The following is a 19,527-nucleotide window of genomic DNA, read 5'->3' as shown; positions in this document are numbered from 1 at the left end:
GTAGAGACGCGCTATGGCGAGTCTTTACAAAAATGATCTTTACAACAATGATAATGTATCTAAAAACCGTTTATTCAGTCGAGTTTAACCGATTTTTTGTTTGAGACAAGAAATTTATTGATCAGCGATCTATTTTCTAAGCCAGTGGGAACTCTAAAATTAGGGAAATTTTGAGTAATCGCATGACTACGACATTAAGACGAATTCAACAGCGCATACAATCTTATCCAATACCCAAAACGGAAGAATCATTACTGTTACGAATTCTAGTACAAGCATTGGTAATCGTTGGCATTATCGCTACAGACGTAGCCGCAGAACAGATGATGAGTTTTTGGGCTATTCCTCTTAGCATCATCGGGGCGACATGGAGTTGGAAGCGACGACGACACCGAAATATTACCGCTAAGTTTCTAATTGCGATTAGTATGTTAGTGGTTTTGGGTGCATTTCTCGGCGACTTACTAACCAATTTTCCCGATAGTCGCATTGCTTTAGCCAAATTACTCATTCAACTACAAGTTTTACATAGTTTTGACTTACCACGACGCAAAGACTTAGGCTATTCGATGGTCATTGGATTAATCTTACTCGGTGTCGCCGGAACCGTGTCTCAAACTGTCGCTTTTGCACCTTGGTTACTCTTATTTCTTTTACTGGCATTACCCGCTTTAATATTAGATTACCAGTCACGTTTAGGACTCTCAACACTTAAACAACCTATCCGTTTCACATCTATTAAATATTCGCCACTTTCGCCCCGTCGTCTCGGAATTGTTTTCTTATTTATTGTTTTCATCGGTTTAGGTTTATTTGCAATTATGCCTCGTTTTTCGGGGTATCAAATCCAAAGTTTCCCTGTCAGTGGTCCAGTAGAATTAGATAATAAAAGCTTTGATGAACAAAATAGAAATATCGTTAATCCAGGCTACGTCAAAGCAGGTAAAGACAGTGATCCAAACGGTACAGATGTAGGAAATAATCAAACAATTGGCCCTGGTCAAATCGATGATACTTTTTATTATGGCTTCAACAGTCAAATTAATCAAAATCTTAGAGGGACAATGAAACCTAAAGTTGTCATGCGGGTTCGTTCTCAAGCCCCCGGTTTTTGGAAAGTGCTATCTTTTGATCATTATACGGGTCAGGGTTGGGAAGTGAAAAGAGATAAACAATTAACTAATTTATCACGTTCCTCTTGGTCATATCGATTTTTCATCGGTACACCAATTACAAAAGCTAATACTAAGCAAGTCATCCAAAGCTATACTTTAACATCTACTTTACCTAATCTAATTCCAGCCCTTTCTTATCCACAATCTCTCTTTTTTCCCACTAAAGAAATAGCCGTTGATCCCGAAGGTAGTTTAAGATCACCAGGAGTATTAGTCGAAGGTTTGACCTATACTGTTATCTCTCAAGTTCCCTATCGAAATCAAACACTTTTAAATACTGCACCGACAAATTACCCGCCTTTTATTCGAGATCATTATCTTCAAATTCCCCCAGAAATTGCCGTTCAAATACGCATAAAAGCCGAAGAACTTTTAGCAAAATCTCCCAAACCTTTAACCAGTGCCTACGAAAAAACTTTATATCTTACCCAAGCATTAAAACAAAACTATCAAATTATTTCCGATCTTCCCTTTTTTAAAAATCAAGATGATTTAGTAAAAGAATTTCTGTTTAAATATCAAGGTGGTTATCCTGATCATTTTTCGACTGTTTTAACCATTATGTTACGATCGCTCGGCATTGCATCGCGTTTAACTGTAGGCTTTTCTTCTGGACAATTTAACCCTTTGACTGGGTTTTATGTTGTACATAATACTGATGCTTATGCTTTAACTGAAGTTTATTTTACTGACTATGGTTGGTATGCTTTTGATCCGATACCCGGACATGATTTAATTCCGCCATCTTTTGAAGAAGTTGTAACTTTTAGTGTACTTAAACAATTTTGGAATTGGGTAGCGAGTTGGCTTCCTTCTCCGATTGTTAGCTTTTTTAGTATTATTTTTAATGAGATTTTAGGAAAAATATTTCAATTTATTGGCTGGCTGTGGCGATTTATTTCAAGCAGTTTATTAGGCGAAATTACTGGTTTAATTTTAGCAATTTTTCTATGTTTCATCGGTTGGTTAGGCTTCTTACAACTACAAAAAATAAATTTTCAGCGTCGGTTGAATAAGTTACCACCAGTAGAAAAAATTTATCAACAAATGTTATTTTTACTGAAAGAAAAAGGCTTTACTAAACATCCTGCTCAAACACCGCTAGAATATGTAAAAATATCTCGTGAACATCAACCCGATGCCGTAGCAAATATTATTCAAGAAATCTCACAAGCTTATGTCAGTTGGCGATATGGGGAAAAATCCCAGAACATGAAAGATTTACGAGAACAGTTTAAAATGTTAGTAAAGCTCTTAAACTCTTTAAAAATTAAATGAATCAAAATATTGTGACTTTAGAACAAGCGGCAAATTCTTTTATTACTCAATCTGCGGATAAACCTATACCCGAAATTATTGTAAAAACATTATTAGAAGAAGAAAAAGCCGCGAAAAAAAATAAAAATCCTGTCTCTTTTCAACAGTTAGAAGGAGCTTGGCGATTGTTTTTTATTACTGGAACCAAAAAAGCCCGCGATCGCGCTGGAATTATCCTAGGATCAGGAAAGTATCTCCCACACTGGGTGAAAATTTATATTTCTTATTGTCAAAATCAAGATGAAACAGCTAATATTGTCAATTCAGTTAATTTAGGTACACTCAAGTTATCTTTAAGTGGACCCACACAAATTCTACCAAATAAAAATATCGTTGTCTTTAATTTTACTCGGATGACACTACAAGTATTTGGTAAAAAAATCTTTTCAGGTGATATTCGTGGCGGCAAAAAAAGCGAAGAAAATTTTTACAAAGTTCAAAAAAAAGAAGCTTTCTTCTCTTATTTTGCTATTTCTGATAAAATAATAGCAGCAAGAGGCAGAGGTGGCGGTTTAGCCATTTGGACAAAAGAGGAGCAAAAATAATGGGATATTCAATTGATATTAATACCGCAAACTTTGCGACAGAAGTATTAGAAAAATCTTATAATACACTAATTATTGCTGATTTTTATGCTACGTGGTGCGGTCCCTGTCAATTATTAAAACCAAGTCTGGAAAAATTAGTTAAAGAATATAATTTTGTTTTAGCTAAAATCGATATTGATCAAAATCCAGAACTAGCCAATCAATTCGATGTAGAAGGTGTACCCGATGTTAGAGTATTTGATCAAGGGGAAATATCACCTGGGTTTGTTGGTGCATTATCTGAATCACAACTTAGAGAATTTTTAGGTAAATTAAACTTAAAATCATATTTAGATTTAGCCTTAGAAAAAATTAAAGAATTAATCGTAAACCAAAATTATCAGGAAGCAAAACTAATTTTTGACGAGCTTTTTCAAAAATATCCTAATGATAATAGATTAGTTATTGAAGCAGCACGTTTTCTGATAAAAATCAAGCAAATTGAAGCAGCAGAAAAACTTTTACAAACCATTCCAGACAACAATAAAGAATATTATCCGAAAGCACAAGCAATTAAAACTCTAATCGAATTTAAAAATAGTTCTGAGTTTATAGAAAATGAACTAGATAAAAACTTTAATTTAGCTTCTGAGTTATCTTTATCCGACAATATGGAAGAAGCATTACAACTATTTTTGAATATTGTTCAACAAAATAGGAAATATCGTAACGATGCTGCAAGAAAAGCAATGATCGCTATCTTTAATCTAATCGGTATGGAGCATCCTTTAACGAAAAAGTATCAGCGCGATTTAATGATGTCTTTGTACTAAAATTTTAGTTAGGTTTGGAAAAAAAATCCCTATTTGTTAATAAAAAAACCCATTTTTTGGCTAACTGCTCCGATAATGATTCAGTAAGTCTTATAACTCTCCATACAAACGATTAACCTGTTGAACACCCTCACTATTTTGATGATCTATATAGAGTTGTCGTGCCGTTTCTAATGCTTGTTTGGCTTCTTTTTTGAGTCTTCTTCCTTGATAAGATAAAGCTAAACCGTAATAAGCATCTGGATGATTTGGCACAATTTCTAATAATTCTTTATAAATAACAGTCGCGCCTAAATAATCTTGTTTATTCAATAAAATACGTCCAATTCCAGCTTTAGCTTCTACAGATTTGGAATTCAAATAAACCCCTCTACGGTATGCAGTTAAAGCCTCTTCTAATAAATTCTGTTTTTCTAAAATAATTCCCGTTTTGACAAAAAGTTTATAATTATTTGTGTCCAGTCTTTCCGCTTGTTTCAATAAATCTAAGGCTTCGGTCATTTCACCTTGATTAAATTTTACACTCGCTAATTGTAGTCTTAATTCGGTACTACGTGGAAAACGATTTAGAGCAGAAAGAAGAAAAACGATCGCATCACTGAACCGTTGTTGTTCAATCAAAGCTTTTCCCATAATTTCATAAGCTTCTTGCTGAAAAGGCTCTAATTTAATGATAGTTTGATAAATTTCTTCCGCCTTAATATAATCTTGTTGACGTAGTAAAACCACACCTAAACCAATATAATGTTTAACGTTTTCTGGTTCTAGCCCAATTGCCGAATAATAAGCAGTTGCCGCATCATTATATTTACCCGCACTGGCGAAACTAAACCCTAACGCATAATAAAAATCGGGATTATTGGGATCTAAATATAAAGCTTTTTGATAAGCGGTAGAGGCAGCGAGAAAATTTCCTTGTAGAGTATATAAATAGCCAATACCTGAATATATTTTCGGATTTTCATCATCTAGTGTCGCAACTTGTTTATAGGTAGCGATCGCATTGCTATAATCACCCGCTTCTATATAATCTAGCCCTAACTGCAACAAATCCTCGATCTGTTGGCGAAAACTTTGGGGTGTCGATAAAGAGGGTTCTGGGGCATAATCTTCATCAAGAGATTGAGAGAAAGCCAAGGGAACTTGTCCCAATAGAAAACCAGTCAGGAAAAATAGCAGCGAGAGGAAAAAGCGTCCCATGACTTGATAACATAAGGGTTTTTTCCTCCATCTTAGCCTTATTTGTTGAGATTATTTTGAGCTTCTGCGGCGACTTGTTCCATCTCATCTTGTGCTAACTGATTTAAAGTCGCTTTTGCTTGATCACCACCCAAATGTCCTAACGCTTGAGCTAAACGATAACGGATTTGCCAATCTTCATCATCGACTAAAGGAATTAAAAGCGCGACGGCATTTTGATCGCCTAATTCACCGAAAGCACTCACAGCAGCAGTTTTAACTAAACTATTACTTGAGGCGAGGGCTTTTTGTAAAAGTCCAAATGCTCTCGGTTCCCCCATTTCACCCAAAGCCGAAATAATACTTAACTGAATTAGCCAATCAGATGTACTATCATAGACCTGCTCTAAATCATCGAATGCAGTAACAAGCTTTAATCCACCAATTGCATCGGCGGCAGCAGCACGAACATCAGATTCAGAGTCATTGAAAAGACGATCGCGTAACATGACTAAAGCCGTTTCTAAATCTTCATTACCCAAGGGATCGAACTGACTCACCGCAGCATAACGTATTCTAGCGTTTTCATCCGTCACAAGTGGCTGAATCATTGTAAAAGCCAACTTAGGATCGATGCGGCGAAGTTGGTTAATTCCCGTAATGCGATCGCCATAATTTTCGGAATCGAGTAATTGCTGAATGGACTCTGGAGAATAACTCATAGGATAAGCCTGATGCTATTGATGGGGTCTATTTTTATTTTGCCATGAAGGGTTAACGGAGATTTTGTCTTTTACATCCATTCACATTCATTGGGATCAAAGGAACAATGAGAGAATAAAGAATTAACGCAATTGAACCATATACGGGATGATAAAAAGATAAAGAAGAAAAAGGCTCACCCAAAGCAAAAACCCAGATTACAAATGAGCCAGTCGATATAGCAATTTGAAGAATGGAAGAATTTTTCTCTCGTCCTGAATTTTTTTTATAGGTCCAAGCGATCGTCAATATAATAAATATAGCCAATAAAATCCATAAAATGGTATTTTGAGGTATATTGTCATCAGTTTTGATTAATCCTGTAAGCGTTACCCAAGCCATTACGATTTCTGAAGGAATAGACTTCGTTAAATTCTCGAAATAGTGATTAACTTTGATTTCTTCAGATGTTTCATCTAAAAAAGAGGGTGCTAAACGACGGATCATCTGAACTACCTTAAATTACAGAATGGAAAAAACGATCAATCAATATATTTTTGATAGTTTTTGGATGTGCTGAGTTCCCCCGAACCGATAAAAGACATCAGAAAAAGAGAAAAAATACCCTGTTAAAACTTACCTTTGACACCAAAATATGACTTTTTCCCGTGATTAGTATCCGTATATATACCTAATCGTTTCTTGAAAAGCCGATTCTTTCGTTCAGTAGAAATACGCAACGCACCAGATCTCAAAAGTGACTTTTTTAGAGGTTCATTCAAAACTTCTGTATCTTTTGCTACAGTTTTCTAAAAAAGCGAGTAATAATGTGATGTATAAGAAACATCAAAAAAACAAAAAAAGCATAATACAAAAGTGAGCAACGGCTAAACTATTTACTATTTGAGAAGACACCATGAGTGAACTTGAGTAGTTACCGCTTGAAAAAACAAGTAATAGCCAAGCTGTTGAAAACTATAAGAGAAGACACCCATGAGTGAACTTGAGTAGTTTGAGAAGATAAGATATCTGTGAGTAAATGGTTTTACTCTGCATACATCTGCGTTCATCCTCAAAAGAGTCCCCAGAAAAAATAGGAGAATCTTTATGTTTAAAGAATTTTTTGCTATATTAGTCCATATTCAAGCTCCATCTCAATTAAAGCCAGTCAATTCGGTAAATATTTCTGCTGAACTTGGTATAGCTCTCTGTAGTCCTGGCATAGTTGGTATAGCACCACTATGGGATTTATATGATATGTGGATTTAAACAAGCACTAAGCTTACACTTTCCTATTAGCCTAAATATTTAGCAAATTGTATCTTTTGATACAGATTATCAGAAAAGAGGGATTAAAATCAATATCAAGGAAGCATCAAACAAACTGCAAAAAGTTAATCAGCTAAAACTATAAAATATATATAAAACTATCAATAGCCAAGTCATTTACTATTTGAGAAGACACGCCTAGAGTGAACTTGAATGGTTGGGACACCGAAGAAAAGCAAGTTAATGACAAGGCCGTTGGAAATTGTGAGAGAAGACACCTTTAGAGTGAACTCAAGCAGTTTGAGGAATTTGAGATATTGTGTCAAATTTTTTTAATAAAAAAGAAAATTTGTATGCCCACAATAGTTTAAAGTAACCATTGCTTCTAATTTTTAGTTTTCTAACCGTTATTTTTTGTTCTTTGTGATGTATCACCAAAAATAACGACAGCCAAAAAATTAAACTTAATTAGTACGTTCGTTGCTTCAAGCTAAATTATAAGCTTTGAAGTAGCGAATTTTATTTGTTTTAGGTGTAATCTAATTAAATATGAGGCACATATAGCAATGGACTCTCAGTATTTGCAAAAACTTTATCAAGAACAGTTAATTAAAGCTGGAGTTGAAATTCATAAAGCACAACAGGCATCTAGAATTTTAACAACAAAGGAATTTCAATTAATTGGTGATATTTGGCCAGAGTGGGAAGCGATTATTACTCAATTTAATCATCAAGAATTTTCTCCAGAAAAGCTAATTGCTCTAGAAACACATCCCTCAGTTTATAGTTTAACTAAACGTTTCATCGATATTATTGGAGCTTGCGTCGGCTTAATTCTTTTATTAATTATCATAATTCCTTTGGCTATTGCTATTAAATTAGATAGTCCAGGTCATATCTTTTATTCACAAATACGATGTGGATTAAAAGGAAAACCTTTTAGAATTTGGAAATTTAGAACGATGGTGAAGAATGCTGAACAACAAAAACATCTAGTAATTAATGAAATTGAAGGACAATTATTCAAAAACAAAAATGATCCTCGGATTACCCGTATTGGTAAATTTTTGCGTTGTACAAGTCTAGATGAATTTCCTCAGTTTTGGAATGTTCTCAAAGGTGAAATGAGCTTAGTAGGAACACGTCCGCCCCATCCTGATGAAGTTTATAACTATCACAATCATCATTATCAAAGATTAAGAGTTAAACCTGGAATGACTGGAGAATGGCAAGTTAACGGGCGTTCGGGTATCAAAAATTTTGAAGAAGTTGTGCAAATGGATCTCAAATACCAACAAAAATGGTCGCCTATTTACGATATTAAATTAATTATGAGTACAATTATTGTCGTATTAACAAGTCGCGGTGCTTATTGAGCAATTAAAGCTATTGAGCTAAATTAAACAACTATCTTTAGAGGTAGATGAATAACTATTTAATGTTAAGTTTTATCGATGCTCAAAAAATTAAATTGTTAAATTATGTAGAAAATATTAAGTTTTCTAAATTGTTAAAACAATTACGCAACAAGATTTATACTAAACTTATAATTAATGATGAGTGGGATTAGATATTTATCTTTTTGCCGCTTAACATTGCTCAAGTTTAATCCGTCCTCTTGTTTGTTTTAAAAAAGTTGACTAACGGAGCAAGAAATGTTGATGCTCAACTTTGTCAAAAATCATAAATCAGCGTCCTAGTTTGTCAAATCAGCGAAATTAATGGACAATTTTCGGGAATCACTAAATTTTTTGTTGATGTAATACTGTAGCCACAACTTATATTTTTCGTTGTTTCCTCATCATCACAATATTAACCGACATCAATCTTCTAGAGGTGATTACTTATGAACAAATTCTCAATTTAAGCTAAATCTAACAATGTAGACAAACAAGTATTAAATTAAGCAGGAGAAACTAAGTATCATGGCTAGAAAAAGAAGTCGATATAAAGAGGATAGACATTTTTATTGTCCCCACTGTCAAGGGCGACTTTGGCGTTTAGGAAGTCCCAAACATTATCTATTCTATCAAAATGCGATCGAGCTTAAAAAAGAGTTAAATATTTCGTCTAAAAAAGCAAAAATTCTCAATACAAACTATCCAGTTTATGTTGATAGAACTTCTTGGATTGAAGAATTTTTCTGTCCGAATGATGGCAATTTATGGTTATTAGTATCTCGCAAAGCAGATCAAAATCTTTCGGTGCATCTACCAGATCGAAAAGACTGGAATCGAACGACTAAAACAATTCTACCAGATCGACCCAATCCCTCTGTTAGTGAATTCACCTATCGTATGAGTCGTAATAAGAACCGTTAGCACAACAAACAAAAAATGTTACAACTTACAAAAAACATCGAGACTGACTCGATTACTTTTCCAACTAATCCTCTAATTAGTGTAATTATAACGAACTACAATTACGGACATTTTTTAGCTCAAGCTATTGAAAGTGTTCTTCATCAAACTTATCGAAATTTTGAATTAATTGTTGTTGATGACGGTTCAACCGATGATTCATTTGAAGTGATTAAAAACTATGAAGAAAGCCTAATTGCTATCTATCAGAAAAATGCTGGACAAGGTGCAGCTTTTAATAGTGGCATAGCCAAAGCTAAAGGCGACATCATTTGTTTTTTAGATGCTGATGACTACTTTCGTAAAGATAAATTAGAAAAAGTAGTCATCGCTTTTCAAAAACATCCTGAGTGGGTACAAATTTCTCATAGTTGGATATCTGTAAATCAAGATAATCAAGTTATTGGGAGAGGAGGAAAAACCTTAAATAAAGGAAATGTACAAAATTTATTGTTGAAAAAGGGAAGATATGCTATGGGCATTACCTCAGCACTAGCTTATCGTCGTGCAGTGCTTCAACAAGTCTTACCCGTTTCAACCAAACTTTTTCAAGTGGAAGGGAAAACTTTTACCGAAAGTGCCGATACTTATTTAACAACAACTATTCCTTTTTATGGCAAAGTCGGCTGTATTAAAGAACCATTAATGTTTTATCGAATGCACGGTAAAAACGTGCGAGCCCACTGCGATCAAATTTCTTATTTAATTCGAGAACACGAGAATATGGCGGCTTTTATTAATGAGGCCGCAAACCAAGTCGGATTAAACAAAAGTTTTAAAGTGGAGAAAGATGTAGATTATCGTAGTCTTAAAGCCATTGAACAAAATGGCGTTCCTCTAACAGAAATATTAAACATTATTCGGTTATCTTTACTTGAAAGCATTGCCATTAAACGTAGTTTAAAAGATGCAACAGAAAGATTATTAAGACGAAGTATTTGTGCCACATTTCCCGCTCAAGGAAAAATAATACTTCGATTAGGACTACGAGGCTATCTACGATTTAAGCTGTCACAAAACAAGAGATAGTAAGACATTAATCGAAAAATAATTCACCAATCTTTTTTGTCATAAAATTTAGAGTACTAGCAATTAGTTAGAAATTGCCAAAAATCTTGTATCTGTGATAAGGCTTTGAAAATAACCTTATTCTGGAGACACCTATATCTTGAAAAAGAAATTAATTCAAAAACGTCTTACTATCGGATTGAGTCAGCCTGAGATAGAAAGACTAGATGCTTACTGCAAAGAAACTGGCAGAAATTACAGCGATGTAATTCGAGAATGTATTAGAAAACTTAAACCTTCTTTTGGAAGTTAATTGTTATGAATCACGCTTTATCTGTTGTTCGCCGACATTGGCCACCTTTGTTAGCTTTAAATTTATTATTGATTGCAGCCACAGTGTATGTAATCACAAATATTGAAAAGTTTGTTTCTCCCACTTGGAAAGCTAATGCACAATTAAATATCCCCATTAAGGGAGATAAATTAAACGCTAATTTAGGAACATTAGGCAATCTAAGCGATGGTGGTTCAGACTTTACAAGAGAAGTCAATCCTCTTTATACTCAGTCCGCTATTTTGATGAGTGATTCTGTCCTTGGACGTGTCTTAACCGTAGACCCAGAAAAGAGCGAATTTTCCAATCTCGAAGATTACAAAAAATTGTTTACAATAGAGCCGCAAACTCAAACAACAGTAATAGATCTAGAAGTAGAAGCTACCAGCCCTGAATTAGCCTATCAGCGAGTCAAAACACTGATGAATTCCTATCAAAAAAGACTCAATGAACTACGTCAACAAGATGTTAAATCTCAAGATCAGTTTGCTGAAAATGCACTCAAGAAAGCTCAAAACAATTTAATTTTAGCTCAGAACAAATTAACTCAATTCCAACAATCTACGGGACTATTTGAATCAGAAACACAAACTCAAGAACTGATGCAATCGATTAATAAACTTAGAGCCACACAAACGGAAATTAGCTCAGAAGCTGAATCTCATGCAACACAAGCACGAGTCGCCGCCGCACAACTCGGTATGAACCCACAGCACGCTCTTAACTCTCTGCGTTTAGCTGAAAACAAAGAGTATCAAAGTATTCGAGATAAACTCTCGGCAACTGAGATCGAATTGTCGGAATCTCGCGGGATCTATACCGATAAAATGCCCCAAGTTAAATCATTATTACTCAAACGCGATGAATTGCGCCGCGAGGCTAATCGTCAGATGGCACAAGTACTTCCAGGCGTTTCGTCATCTCAAGTTGATGTCACCCTTGGAGATAGTAGTACAGATAGTCGGACAGCGATCGTGGCAGATTTAATTCGATCGCAAAGCACCGCACAAGGATTGAAACAGCAAGCTTCTTTACTTGAAAAGGAATTGGATAAACTCAACAATGAAGTTAAGTTTATTGCCAAAAATCAAGGAATACTCATCGAACTTCAACGCAAGTATGAGATTGCCGAAGGCGTTTATAAAGGAATTATTGCTCAACTGAGTCAAAACAAAATTAATGCTTTTGATGCTTATCCAAATGTGCAGTTAATCGATGGGCCGTCACTAAATCCGAAACCTTTAACGGCTAGTCGCAAACTAATTGCACTCGGCGGACTTTTAGCCTCTCTCTTTGGTAGTCTAAGTGTACTACTGTTACTGGAATCTCGCAACCCATTATTTAACTCCAAGGATCTACAACAAGCTGGTTTACCATTAGTGTTAAGATTCCCACGTTTAAGATCTTTATCTCTAGAAAAAGGACTAGATGAAAAATCAGAAGTAGAGTTTCAACGACTCGCAGCGATCGTCAGTTCATTTGAGCTAGAAAATCGACGTTTAATGATTACAAGTGCCACGAGGAGCGAAGGCAAAACAACCCTAACCTTGGGTTTGGCTTGGGCATTAGTACAACTCGGTTTTCGGGTTTTATTAGTGGATGCAGACTTAAGACAAGCAGAAATGAGTCGGAAACTCGGATATCCTCAATTTCGTAGAGGGACAGGTTATCCGGAAATCTTATTACCCATCCATCCAGGTTTTGATCTAATGTTAGCACCATTAATTCAACCTAATAAAATCGGTGAATTCTTTCTTCGAGGGGAATTTGAACAACGCTTAAATCGAGCGCAAGCATCCGACAACTACGATTTTATCTTGATTGATAGTCCACCTGTGAATCTTACCAGTGAAACATCTTTGATGAGTAGACTCATTCAAAATGTGATGTTTTTGGTTCGTCCTGGAAGTAGCGATCGCTACTCAGTTTTTGACAGTCTAGAACAACTTAAACAGCAGGATGCAGAGATTAAAGGATTAATTGTCAATGGAGTTGAAACACGAACCGCCAATTACCGCTACTACGGAAATCGCCAAGAATTATTAGAAGCTGAATCTTAAAAATAAACTTATGACTCAAAAGCTTTACAATCGTGCCATGGCGAGTCTCTACGCACGGCCAAAAACAAAAGACGAGCGACTATTTTCTGGGATTTGGCTACGTTGGAATGTTTTGAATAAAACTGAACAATTAATCTGCGCCAACATCGTTTTATATCCTGTGTGGTGGTTTGTCGGCATGACATCTCACATATTGCTCATCTTTTTGTTAGGAGCTATGTTTAATGATTGGCGGCAGTACGGAAAGATTCGATTTAAAAAACCGAGCTTCTTTGTAATTGCTTTTTTTGCTTATTATTTATATGATTTGATAGATATTTGGTTAGTTTATTTTGACCTGTATCCATCAATTGATTTACCTTCAACTTTGGTAAGAAATCCAAACAATTTAGTAAAATCAATTTTACTATTTTCCTTACCTTGCCTCCTTTGGTATCTTCAAAGTAATAACATCAAAGTTCGTAAGGAAGCGATCGCATGGGCTTGTACGGTGAGCGTAGTTCAAATGCTACTCTTTTGGTTATTTCTTCAATATGCTCTTCCAACTGCATTTGAGCCACCGCCAAGAACGCTTTATGCAATTTTAACGAGAAAAAATCCAGTCTACGAGTTTGGGAACGGTGTAGGTGATGGAGCGAGCAATTATTTAATTGTTAAAGAAGAAGGACGCTATCGATTGTTCTTTGACCATTATCAAACTTTTGCGATATTTGTCGGCTTTATCGGGTTACTGGCTCTCGACCTAAAAAATCGTCTTTGGTCTATATTATTATTCGTCACTTGCTGTTTCTTAATAGGTGTGACAGGGGCTCGTGCTGTTTGGATCTCATTTTTACCAGCCGTCTTTCTTCATCTATTATTGAACTCTTTTAAAACAAAAGGAATTTGGCTTTTATTTGCTGGCTTGGCTTTGTGCAGTTTCCTATTCCTGTCTCTTCCATCCGTCACCAATTTAGCTCAAAATACCTTTAATGGAACAGAAGAATCACTTGCCAATGCTCGCCCGGGTTCAACTGAAGCACGTTCTAAAGTTTATCAAGAAACTATCAAAAAAATTCCAGAAAAACCCATTTTTGGCTATAAAGTCGAAGGAGAAGAAGCAAACCAAGGCCCTAGTATTTATACAGAAGATGCGCCAAAAATTGGCTCTCACAGCTTAATTCTTGGAACCCTTCTTTATCAGAAAGGATTATTCGGTGCCGCGTTATTTGGAACTTTTTGGGTCTCGTTATTTTTCTGGATGTATAACACTCGCAGAGGTCGGCCTTTGTCTTGTTTTCTCGTCTTACTGATGTTAACCATCACCTCAACTGTATCGATCATTCACCTGACCATGACAACTAACACGATACTCTGTATGCTCATTCGTGAACCGATCGCCAATAATTCTCATAAAAGGATAACATCCAATGCGTAAGCTGATCATCATTCCAAATTGTGGTGCTATCGGAGGAGTGACCGTTTCTCTGTCTCAAATCATACAAGGATTTCAACAGTTAGGGCTTTCTGAGCAATTATGTGTCCTTGTTATAGCCGGTTCGGAGATGGAAAAATATTTACAACAAGCGAGACAGTCAGCCTGTATAACATCTCTATCTGTTCAGAGTCGTGAAGAATTTTGTCGTCGTGCCTTGCGATGGGCAACCAAACAACCTCGTAATTGGCCATTGTTACTAGAGAACTGGACAGCCAGTGCTACTTTATCAGCAATCTTCATGATTACACCGATCCTTCGACTGAGTGGTCGTACTGTTTATCATACTTTTCATGATCCTGCTTGTTCAACTCATTGGTATGGCACAATTGCGAGAAAGTTCATTTACACTTGCTTGTCTCCTGTTGCCATTTGCAATTCTCAATTTACCGCAAGAAATGTCTGTCCTCGTCTGCTGTCGGAAGTTAAAAACATTCTTTATCAGCCCGTTGCTATCGATAAACAGCAAAGACGTTTTTTGGGCGAGCCTCCAGAGCCTTTAAAACCCATTCTCCGTGATGGTGCTTCTATCATGCTCACTCCCTCACGAATTAGCCAACCCGAACAGTTTAACGATAAAAACTTACGAGGACTAATTCCTGTATTAGCCGAGCTTAAAGCATCTGGTCATCACTATCATAGTGTTGTAATTGGTCGAGATTATTCAGCTAATGGGATACAAACCCAAAGGTTATTAGAACAAGCGAGTCATTTTGGCGTAGCGGATCGCTTTACCGTGTTACCTCCTACCTTCTCAATACAAGATTACTATAACTATGCTGATGTCGTTGTCACCCTTGCCCCCCGTGAACCCTTTGGACGTACTGTAATTGAGGCGATCGCATCCGGTGTTCCAGTTATTGGCAGCCAAACTGGAGGCATTGGCGAGATCCTAAATCATTTTGCTCCTCAATGGACTGTCGCTCCTGATGACCCTGTAGCGACTGCGGCCGCTATTGTCCAGCTTAAAAATGATCCTATAACCTCAACTCTTTTAGCTCAAGGACAACGTTGGGTTGAAGAACAGTGTAACCCTGTACAGTATGCAAGGAGACTCATCGAAATCACCGAACTTAATGGAATAAAATACGACCCCAATCAATCCGAGTCTAAGGAAATTGTGTCAGTATGAAAAAAATTGGAATTTATCGTCGAGTTTTCCCCCTTGTTTCTGAAACATTTATCTCTCAACAAGCTGAACATCTCCAACGTTTTGAACCGACTTTTATTTCAAGTACATTAGTCGCTCAATCTAGATTTGCGTCTGTTTCACTCTGTAAAAATGATTTTTTTAAGCTTAAACAATTGACTTATTTATTAACTCGTTCACCTTATTTATTTAGTAATCTTGAATTATTAAATAAATTATCTTTAATTCATGCCCATTTCGGAATAGATGGAGTATATGCGATGGCATTAGCAGAAAAACTCAAGATACCTTTTTTGGTTACTTTTCACGGTTATGATATAACAATTTCTCGCCAATCTCTATGGAAAACGGGTAAATTTTTATACTATCAACTCATTTTTTATGAGGAACAACTCAAAAAACAAGCCTCGGCTTTTATTGCTGTTTCTAGCTTTATTCGTGACAAATTGATTGAAAAAGGATATTCAGCCGACAAAATTTATCTACATCATATTGGTGTTGATACGGTTCGATTTTCGCCGACGAATACTAAAGCAGATGAGCGTTATATTCTTTGTGTTGGACGACATACGGAGAAAAAAGGAATAGATACCCTGCTTCGCGCTTTTGCCCTTATTGCCAGAAAACATCCGAATGTTACCCTAATACAAGTTGGAAAAGGTAGTATGACGGCTTATTTACACACTTTGGCGAAAAAACTAGGAATTAGCGATCGCGTGCGTTTTTTGGGCGCACAGAAACACGATACAGTTTTTAAACTGATGCAAAATGCCGAAATCTTCGTATTACCGAGTCAGACGGCAAGCAATGGAGACTGTGAAGGGTTGCCCATTGTGATTAATGAAGCTTCTGCTTGTGGAATACCCGTCGTATCTACTTGGCATAGTGGCATACCTGAAGCCGTAAAAGATGGAGAAACTGGGTTTTTGGTCGCCGAAAAAGATAGCCAGTCTCTCGCTTGTAAAATGGATATCTTGTTAAGCGATCGCGCTTTAGCCAAAAAACTAGGGTTACGAGGCCGAGAATGGATGTGTGATGCTTTTGATATTCGTCAACAAACATCCAAACTAGAAGGTATTTATGATTCATTTCATTAAAAACACAGAACACCCTATACCCATAAAAATGTGTCAGAAATTTCCGAACAAAACACCTCCCATTTTGAGCAATACTTCTGTACCAAAAAAATTAAAGAGAATTTAAAAACTCGCTCAATTCGCGGGGGAACCATTACAATTCTCCAGCAATTAGCCAAACTGATGCTACAAATTGGTTCTACGATGATCCTAGCTCGAATGCTCACCCCAGAAGATTACGGGTTAGTCGGAATGGTAAAAGCAACAACCGGGTTTATTGAATTATTTAGAAACCTAGGATTAAATACAGCAACCATTCAGCGAGAGGAAATAAATCATCATCAAGTTAGCACCTTGTTTTGGATTAATCTTGGGGTGAGCATGGTGAGTGCAGTTGTGACGATCGCTCTTGCACCTGTTATTGCTTGGTTCTTTGGAGAAACGCGGCTCGTATCTATCACTCTAGCGTTATCTGTCTGCTTTATCTTTAGTGGCATCGGTAGTCAACACGCCGCCTTAATGAGTAGACAGATGCGCTATCGTTCCTTAGCCGTACTTGATTTAATTGCCCAAGTTATTTCATTAGGAGTAGGTATTATTGCTGCATGGTTTGGAGCCAAATACTGGGCATTGATTTTAATCACGATAACAAACTCGATTATTCTTGCCTTTGGATTTTGGCTACAGTGTGGTTGGCGACCTGGCCTTCCTCACTGGAATCTTGAAGTGAAAGCAATGTTATTGTTTGGTGGCGGTCTAACCAGTACCAATGTCATCAATTATCTAACACGAAACTTCGATAATATTTTGATTGGTAAATATTGGGGAGCGCAAGAATTGGGGTTATATTCAAGAGCCTATCAATTACTCATGATGCCACTTCTCTCGATTAATGCTCCCTTGCGTGTGGTAGCCGTCAATACATTAAGTCGATTAGTTGATTCTCCCCAACGTTATCGACAAACTTATCTACGAATGTTAGAGAAAATCATCATGGTAACAATGCCGTTTGTTGCCTTTTTAGTCGTTACCGCCGACTGGATGGTTTTAATTTTATTAGGCCCGAAATGGAGTGCCGTCAGTGATATTTTTCGCTGGTTTAGTTTTTCGGCATTTGTTCAACCCATTGAATATACAACAGGATGGCTTCTCATCAGCCAAGGTCGCACTTGGGAAATGTTTCGGTTTTGGCTATTTACTGGGGGAATTACTGTAGCTGCGTTTATTGGGGGTTTACCTTGGAAATCAAGCGGTGTAGCTGCTGCTTATTCGATTACTGGACTCTTGATCAATACCCCCTTGCAATATTGGTTTATTGGGCGTTCTGGACCAATCCGAATGGGTGATTTCTATCGCACTAGCAGACCTTCACTATTTGCTACTGGTTGCGTTTTTTTAGTGTTATTTGCCTTTCGTCAAGAGGTGACGATCTCTAATCCATTATTTGGTCTTGTCATTGCTTTTATCTTATCCGTCGGGACAGCCTTATTAGCTTTTGCTGTGCTGCCTTCAGGACGACTCGCCCTTCAAGATTGGCGTAATGTACTGACTTTAATCATTAAAAAACAACCCAAAAATTAACTGTAATTTTATAGAATTTGATTACTAAAGGATTGAACTCAATATGAAGGCTCATGATCAATATGAATTTCTAATTAACGAAAACGAATCGCTTTTACCGAATCCTGTTGGGTTATTGCAAATTGACCACTATGATCCTCATGACGACCTCAAAACTGATTCAGTTTGGTTTTCTTTAATTGTTCCAACTTACAACGAAGGTAAAAATATTGCTGCCCTTATTAGACTTCTAACAACTATGTTGGATCAGGTTTTGTGGGATAACTACGAATTAATTGTCGTCGATGATGATAGCCCTGATTTGACTTGGAAAATTGCTCAAGGTCTGATGTCGGAATATCCGCAACTTAGGGTGATGCGTCGTTGCTCAGAACGGGGACTATCTACCGCAGTGATTCGCGGATGGCAGGCCGCAAGAGGGGAAATTCTAGGGGTGATTGATGGCGATTTGCAGCATCCTCCAGACATTCTCTTAAGTCTTTTGACCCAGATTCAACAAGGGGCAGATTTAGCCGTTGCTAGTCGTCATGTCGGTGAGGGGGGCGTGAGTAATTGGAGTCTTACGAGACGCTTTCTTTCTCGTGGGGCGCAGATTTTAGGTTTGCTGCTATTGCCAAATGTCATCGGTCGAGTTTCAGACCCCATGAGTGGTTATTTTTTAGTACGTCGTCAAACTCTGATCGGTAAGCGGTTAAGTCCTCTGGGTTACAAAATTTTGATCGAGGTTTTAGGACGGGGCAATATTGACAAAATCGCCGAGTCAGGGTATGTATTTCGTGAACGTAAAGAAGGTAATAGTAAAGTTACTTGGAAACAGTATATTGAATATCTACATCATCTCTTACGTTTGCGCCTTTCTCAAGGTCGAGTCGGTCGCTTAAAACGATCGCTTAAAATACCCATTAGCCAGTTAATTCGATTTTGTTTAGTTGGATTGAGTGGCGTTTTTGTGGATATGGCGATCTTCTATTTGTTCAGCGATCCAAATGCTTTAGGATGGGGTTTAACCCGCAGTAAAATCATTGCGGCTGAAGTTGCTATTATTAATAATTTCTTTTGGAATGACCGTTGGACATTTGGCCATATTACTGCTAATCAACCTGGTTGGTCGATGCGTCTCAAACGTTTCTTAAAATTTAATGTCATCTGTTTAGCTGGTCTAATTCTTAATGTTTTCATCTTAAATTTCTTGTTCAATGTTGTAGGAATTAATCGTTATTTAGCCAATTTTATAGCGATTGGTTTGGTCACTATCTGGAATTTTTGGCTTAATATCAAATTAAGCTGGCGTACTACTAAAGTATCCTAAATATTTCATATTAAATTTAGAGGAATTGTTCCCTAATGGTAAGGGTTTGGTTTTCAAACCCCTACAATTGTTCTATTGTTTTTATTACCTATTTTACCAATTATATTAATTTAATTAATAGCATTTCTTAGACTATTGAAGTACAGATTATATCTAACGAAAGTGTAGGGGTT

General features: G+C 36.7%; 17 protein-coding genes. 14 read left to right on the top strand and 3 right to left on the bottom strand.

Going from position 1 to position 19,527, the window contains the following annotated elements:
• Positions 1–182 precede the first annotated feature (182 nt).
• From C7H19_RS04045 to C7H19_RS04035, 3 genes are read left to right on the top strand one after another with little or no spacing between them, the layout of a single operon-like run.
• Positions 183–2,453: a transglutaminase TgpA family protein gene (locus C7H19_RS04045; RefSeq protein WP_106455610.1), complete on the top strand. Its 2,271-nt coding sequence runs from the start codon at positions 183–185 to the stop codon at positions 2,451–2,453.
• A complete protein-coding gene (locus C7H19_RS04040) occupies positions 2,450–3,037 on the top strand; it encodes a hypothetical protein (protein WP_106455609.1) in 588 nt (195 codons plus the stop codon). Before C7H19_RS04045 ends, C7H19_RS04040 begins: the two co-directional genes overlap by 4 nt.
• Positions 3,037–3,852, top strand: coding sequence for a tetratricopeptide repeat protein (locus C7H19_RS04035; RefSeq protein WP_106455608.1), 816 nt, complete (start codon positions 3,037–3,039; stop codon positions 3,850–3,852). Before C7H19_RS04040 ends, C7H19_RS04035 begins: the two co-directional genes overlap by 1 nt.
• A gap of 90 nt (positions 3,853–3,942) precedes the next feature.
• On the opposite strand, the gene C7H19_RS04030 is transcribed toward C7H19_RS04035, so the two are convergent.
• Genes C7H19_RS04030 through C7H19_RS04020 form a run of 3 tightly spaced genes read right to left on the bottom strand, consistent with a single transcriptional unit; the run spans position 3,943 to position 6,240 of the window.
• Positions 3,943–5,052: a tetratricopeptide repeat protein gene (locus C7H19_RS04030; RefSeq protein ID WP_106455607.1), complete on the bottom strand. Its 1,110-nt coding sequence runs from the start codon at positions 5,050–5,052 to the stop codon at positions 3,943–3,945.
• A 38-nt stretch (positions 5,053–5,090) separates the two neighbouring features.
• Entirely contained in the window at positions 5,091–5,753 is a 663-nt protein-coding gene (gene nblB, locus C7H19_RS04025) for a phycobilisome degradation protein NblB (protein ID WP_106455606.1), read from the bottom strand.
• Between the two features lie 52 nt (positions 5,754–5,805).
• Positions 5,806–6,240, bottom strand: coding sequence for a hypothetical protein (locus C7H19_RS04020; protein WP_106455605.1), 435 nt, complete (start codon positions 6,238–6,240; stop codon positions 5,806–5,808).
• A gap of 600 nt (positions 6,241–6,840) precedes the next feature.
• Between C7H19_RS04020 and C7H19_RS26180 the strand changes: the two genes are divergently transcribed.
• The 11 genes from C7H19_RS26180 (at position 6,841) to C7H19_RS03970 (ending at position 19,354) form a co-directional block, all read left to right on the top strand.
• Positions 6,841–7,002: a hypothetical protein gene (locus C7H19_RS26180; protein WP_219907576.1), complete on the top strand. Its 162-nt coding sequence runs from the start codon at positions 6,841–6,843 to the stop codon at positions 7,000–7,002.
• A gap of 713 nt (positions 7,003–7,715) precedes the next feature.
• Positions 7,716–8,378, top strand: coding sequence for a sugar transferase (locus tag C7H19_RS04015; RefSeq protein WP_425428858.1), 663 nt, complete (start codon positions 7,716–7,718; stop codon positions 8,376–8,378).
• A 549-nt stretch (positions 8,379–8,927) separates the two neighbouring features.
• The gene (locus C7H19_RS04010) at positions 8,928–9,323 is read left to right on the top strand and encodes a hypothetical protein (RefSeq protein ID WP_106455603.1); all 396 of its coding nucleotides are present in this window, start codon (positions 8,928–8,930) and stop codon (positions 9,321–9,323) included.
• A 15-nt stretch (positions 9,324–9,338) separates the two neighbouring features.
• Positions 9,339–10,391: a glycosyltransferase gene (locus C7H19_RS04005; RefSeq protein ID WP_106455602.1), complete on the top strand. Its 1,053-nt coding sequence runs from the start codon at positions 9,339–9,341 to the stop codon at positions 10,389–10,391.
• 139 nt (positions 10,392–10,530) lie between these two features.
• Positions 10,531–10,683 (top strand): ribbon-helix-helix protein, CopG family, encoded by a 153-nt coding sequence (locus C7H19_RS04000; protein ID WP_106455601.1) that lies wholly within the window; start codon positions 10,531–10,533, stop codon positions 10,681–10,683.
• 5 nt (positions 10,684–10,688) lie between these two features.
• A complete protein-coding gene (locus C7H19_RS03995) occupies positions 10,689–12,764 on the top strand; it encodes a GumC family protein (protein WP_106455600.1) in 2,076 nt (691 codons plus the stop codon).
• Positions 12,765–12,774: 10 nt separating this feature from the next.
• The gene (locus tag C7H19_RS03990; protein ID WP_106455599.1) at positions 12,775–14,181 is read left to right on the top strand and encodes an O-antigen ligase family protein; all 1,407 of its coding nucleotides are present in this window, start codon (positions 12,775–12,777) and stop codon (positions 14,179–14,181) included.
• Positions 14,174–15,370 (top strand): glycosyltransferase family 4 protein, encoded by a 1,197-nt coding sequence (locus tag C7H19_RS03985; protein WP_106455598.1) that lies wholly within the window; start codon positions 14,174–14,176, stop codon positions 15,368–15,370. Before C7H19_RS03990 ends, C7H19_RS03985 begins: the two co-directional genes overlap by 8 nt.
• The gene (locus C7H19_RS03980; protein ID WP_106455597.1) at positions 15,367–16,485 is read left to right on the top strand and encodes a glycosyltransferase; all 1,119 of its coding nucleotides are present in this window, start codon (positions 15,367–15,369) and stop codon (positions 16,483–16,485) included. The genes C7H19_RS03985 and C7H19_RS03980 overlap by 4 nt, the downstream gene beginning before the upstream one ends.
• Positions 16,486–16,515: 30 nt before the next feature.
• Positions 16,516–18,045, top strand: coding sequence for a lipopolysaccharide biosynthesis protein (locus C7H19_RS03975; protein WP_106455596.1), 1,530 nt, complete (start codon positions 16,516–16,518; stop codon positions 18,043–18,045).
• A gap of 43 nt (positions 18,046–18,088) precedes the next feature.
• Positions 18,089–19,354, top strand: a complete 1,266-nt coding sequence (locus C7H19_RS03970; protein WP_106455595.1) for a glycosyltransferase — start codon at positions 18,089–18,091, stop codon at positions 19,352–19,354.
• The last annotated feature ends 173 nt before the right edge of the window (positions 19,355–19,527 follow it).

The organism is Aphanothece hegewaldii CCALA 016 (assembly GCF_003007785.1).
Classification (GTDB): Bacteria; Cyanobacteriota; Cyanobacteriia; order Cyanobacteriales; family Microcystaceae; genus Chroococcus; species Chroococcus hegewaldii.
This window is presented reverse-complemented; position numbering and strand designations above follow the sequence as displayed.

What these genes read in the sequence shown, in the direction of transcription:
- C7H19_RS04010 (WP_106455603.1), top strand. Translation starts at nt 8,928, where the DNA reads ATGGCTAGAAAAAGAAGTCGATATAAAGAGGATAGACATTTTTATTGT.
- C7H19_RS03995 (WP_106455600.1), top strand. Translation starts at nt 10,689, where the DNA reads ATGAATCACGCTTTATCTGTTGTTCGCCGACATTGGCCACCTTTGTTA.
- C7H19_RS03970 (WP_106455595.1), top strand. Translation starts at nt 18,089, where the DNA reads ATGAAGGCTCATGATCAATATGAATTTCTAATTAACGAAAACGAATCG.
- C7H19_RS26180 (WP_219907576.1), top strand. Translation starts at nt 6,841, where the DNA reads ATGTTTAAAGAATTTTTTGCTATATTAGTCCATATTCAAGCTCCATCT.
- C7H19_RS04040 (WP_106455609.1), top strand. Translation starts at nt 2,450, where the DNA reads ATGAATCAAAATATTGTGACTTTAGAACAAGCGGCAAATTCTTTTATT.
- C7H19_RS04045 (WP_106455610.1), top strand. Translation starts at nt 183, where the DNA reads ATGACTACGACATTAAGACGAATTCAACAGCGCATACAATCTTATCCA.
- C7H19_RS04035 (WP_106455608.1), top strand. Translation starts at nt 3,037, where the DNA reads ATGGGATATTCAATTGATATTAATACCGCAAACTTTGCGACAGAAGTA.
- C7H19_RS04005 (WP_106455602.1), top strand. Translation starts at nt 9,339, where the DNA reads ATGTTACAACTTACAAAAAACATCGAGACTGACTCGATTACTTTTCCA.
- C7H19_RS03980 (WP_106455597.1), top strand. Translation starts at nt 15,367, where the DNA reads ATGAAAAAAATTGGAATTTATCGTCGAGTTTTCCCCCTTGTTTCTGAA.
- C7H19_RS03990 (WP_106455599.1), top strand. Translation starts at nt 12,775, where the DNA reads ATGACTCAAAAGCTTTACAATCGTGCCATGGCGAGTCTCTACGCACGG.
- nblB (WP_106455606.1), bottom strand. Translation starts at nt 5,753, where the DNA reads ATGAGTTATTCTCCAGAGTCCATTCAGCAATTACTCGATTCCGAAAAT.
- C7H19_RS04030 (WP_106455607.1), bottom strand. Translation starts at nt 5,052, where the DNA reads ATGGGACGCTTTTTCCTCTCGCTGCTATTTTTCCTGACTGGTTTTCTA.
- C7H19_RS04020 (WP_106455605.1), bottom strand. Translation starts at nt 6,240, where the DNA reads ATGATCCGTCGTTTAGCACCCTCTTTTTTAGATGAAACATCTGAAGAA.
- C7H19_RS03985 (WP_106455598.1), top strand. Translation starts at nt 14,174, where the DNA reads ATGCGTAAGCTGATCATCATTCCAAATTGTGGTGCTATCGGAGGAGTG.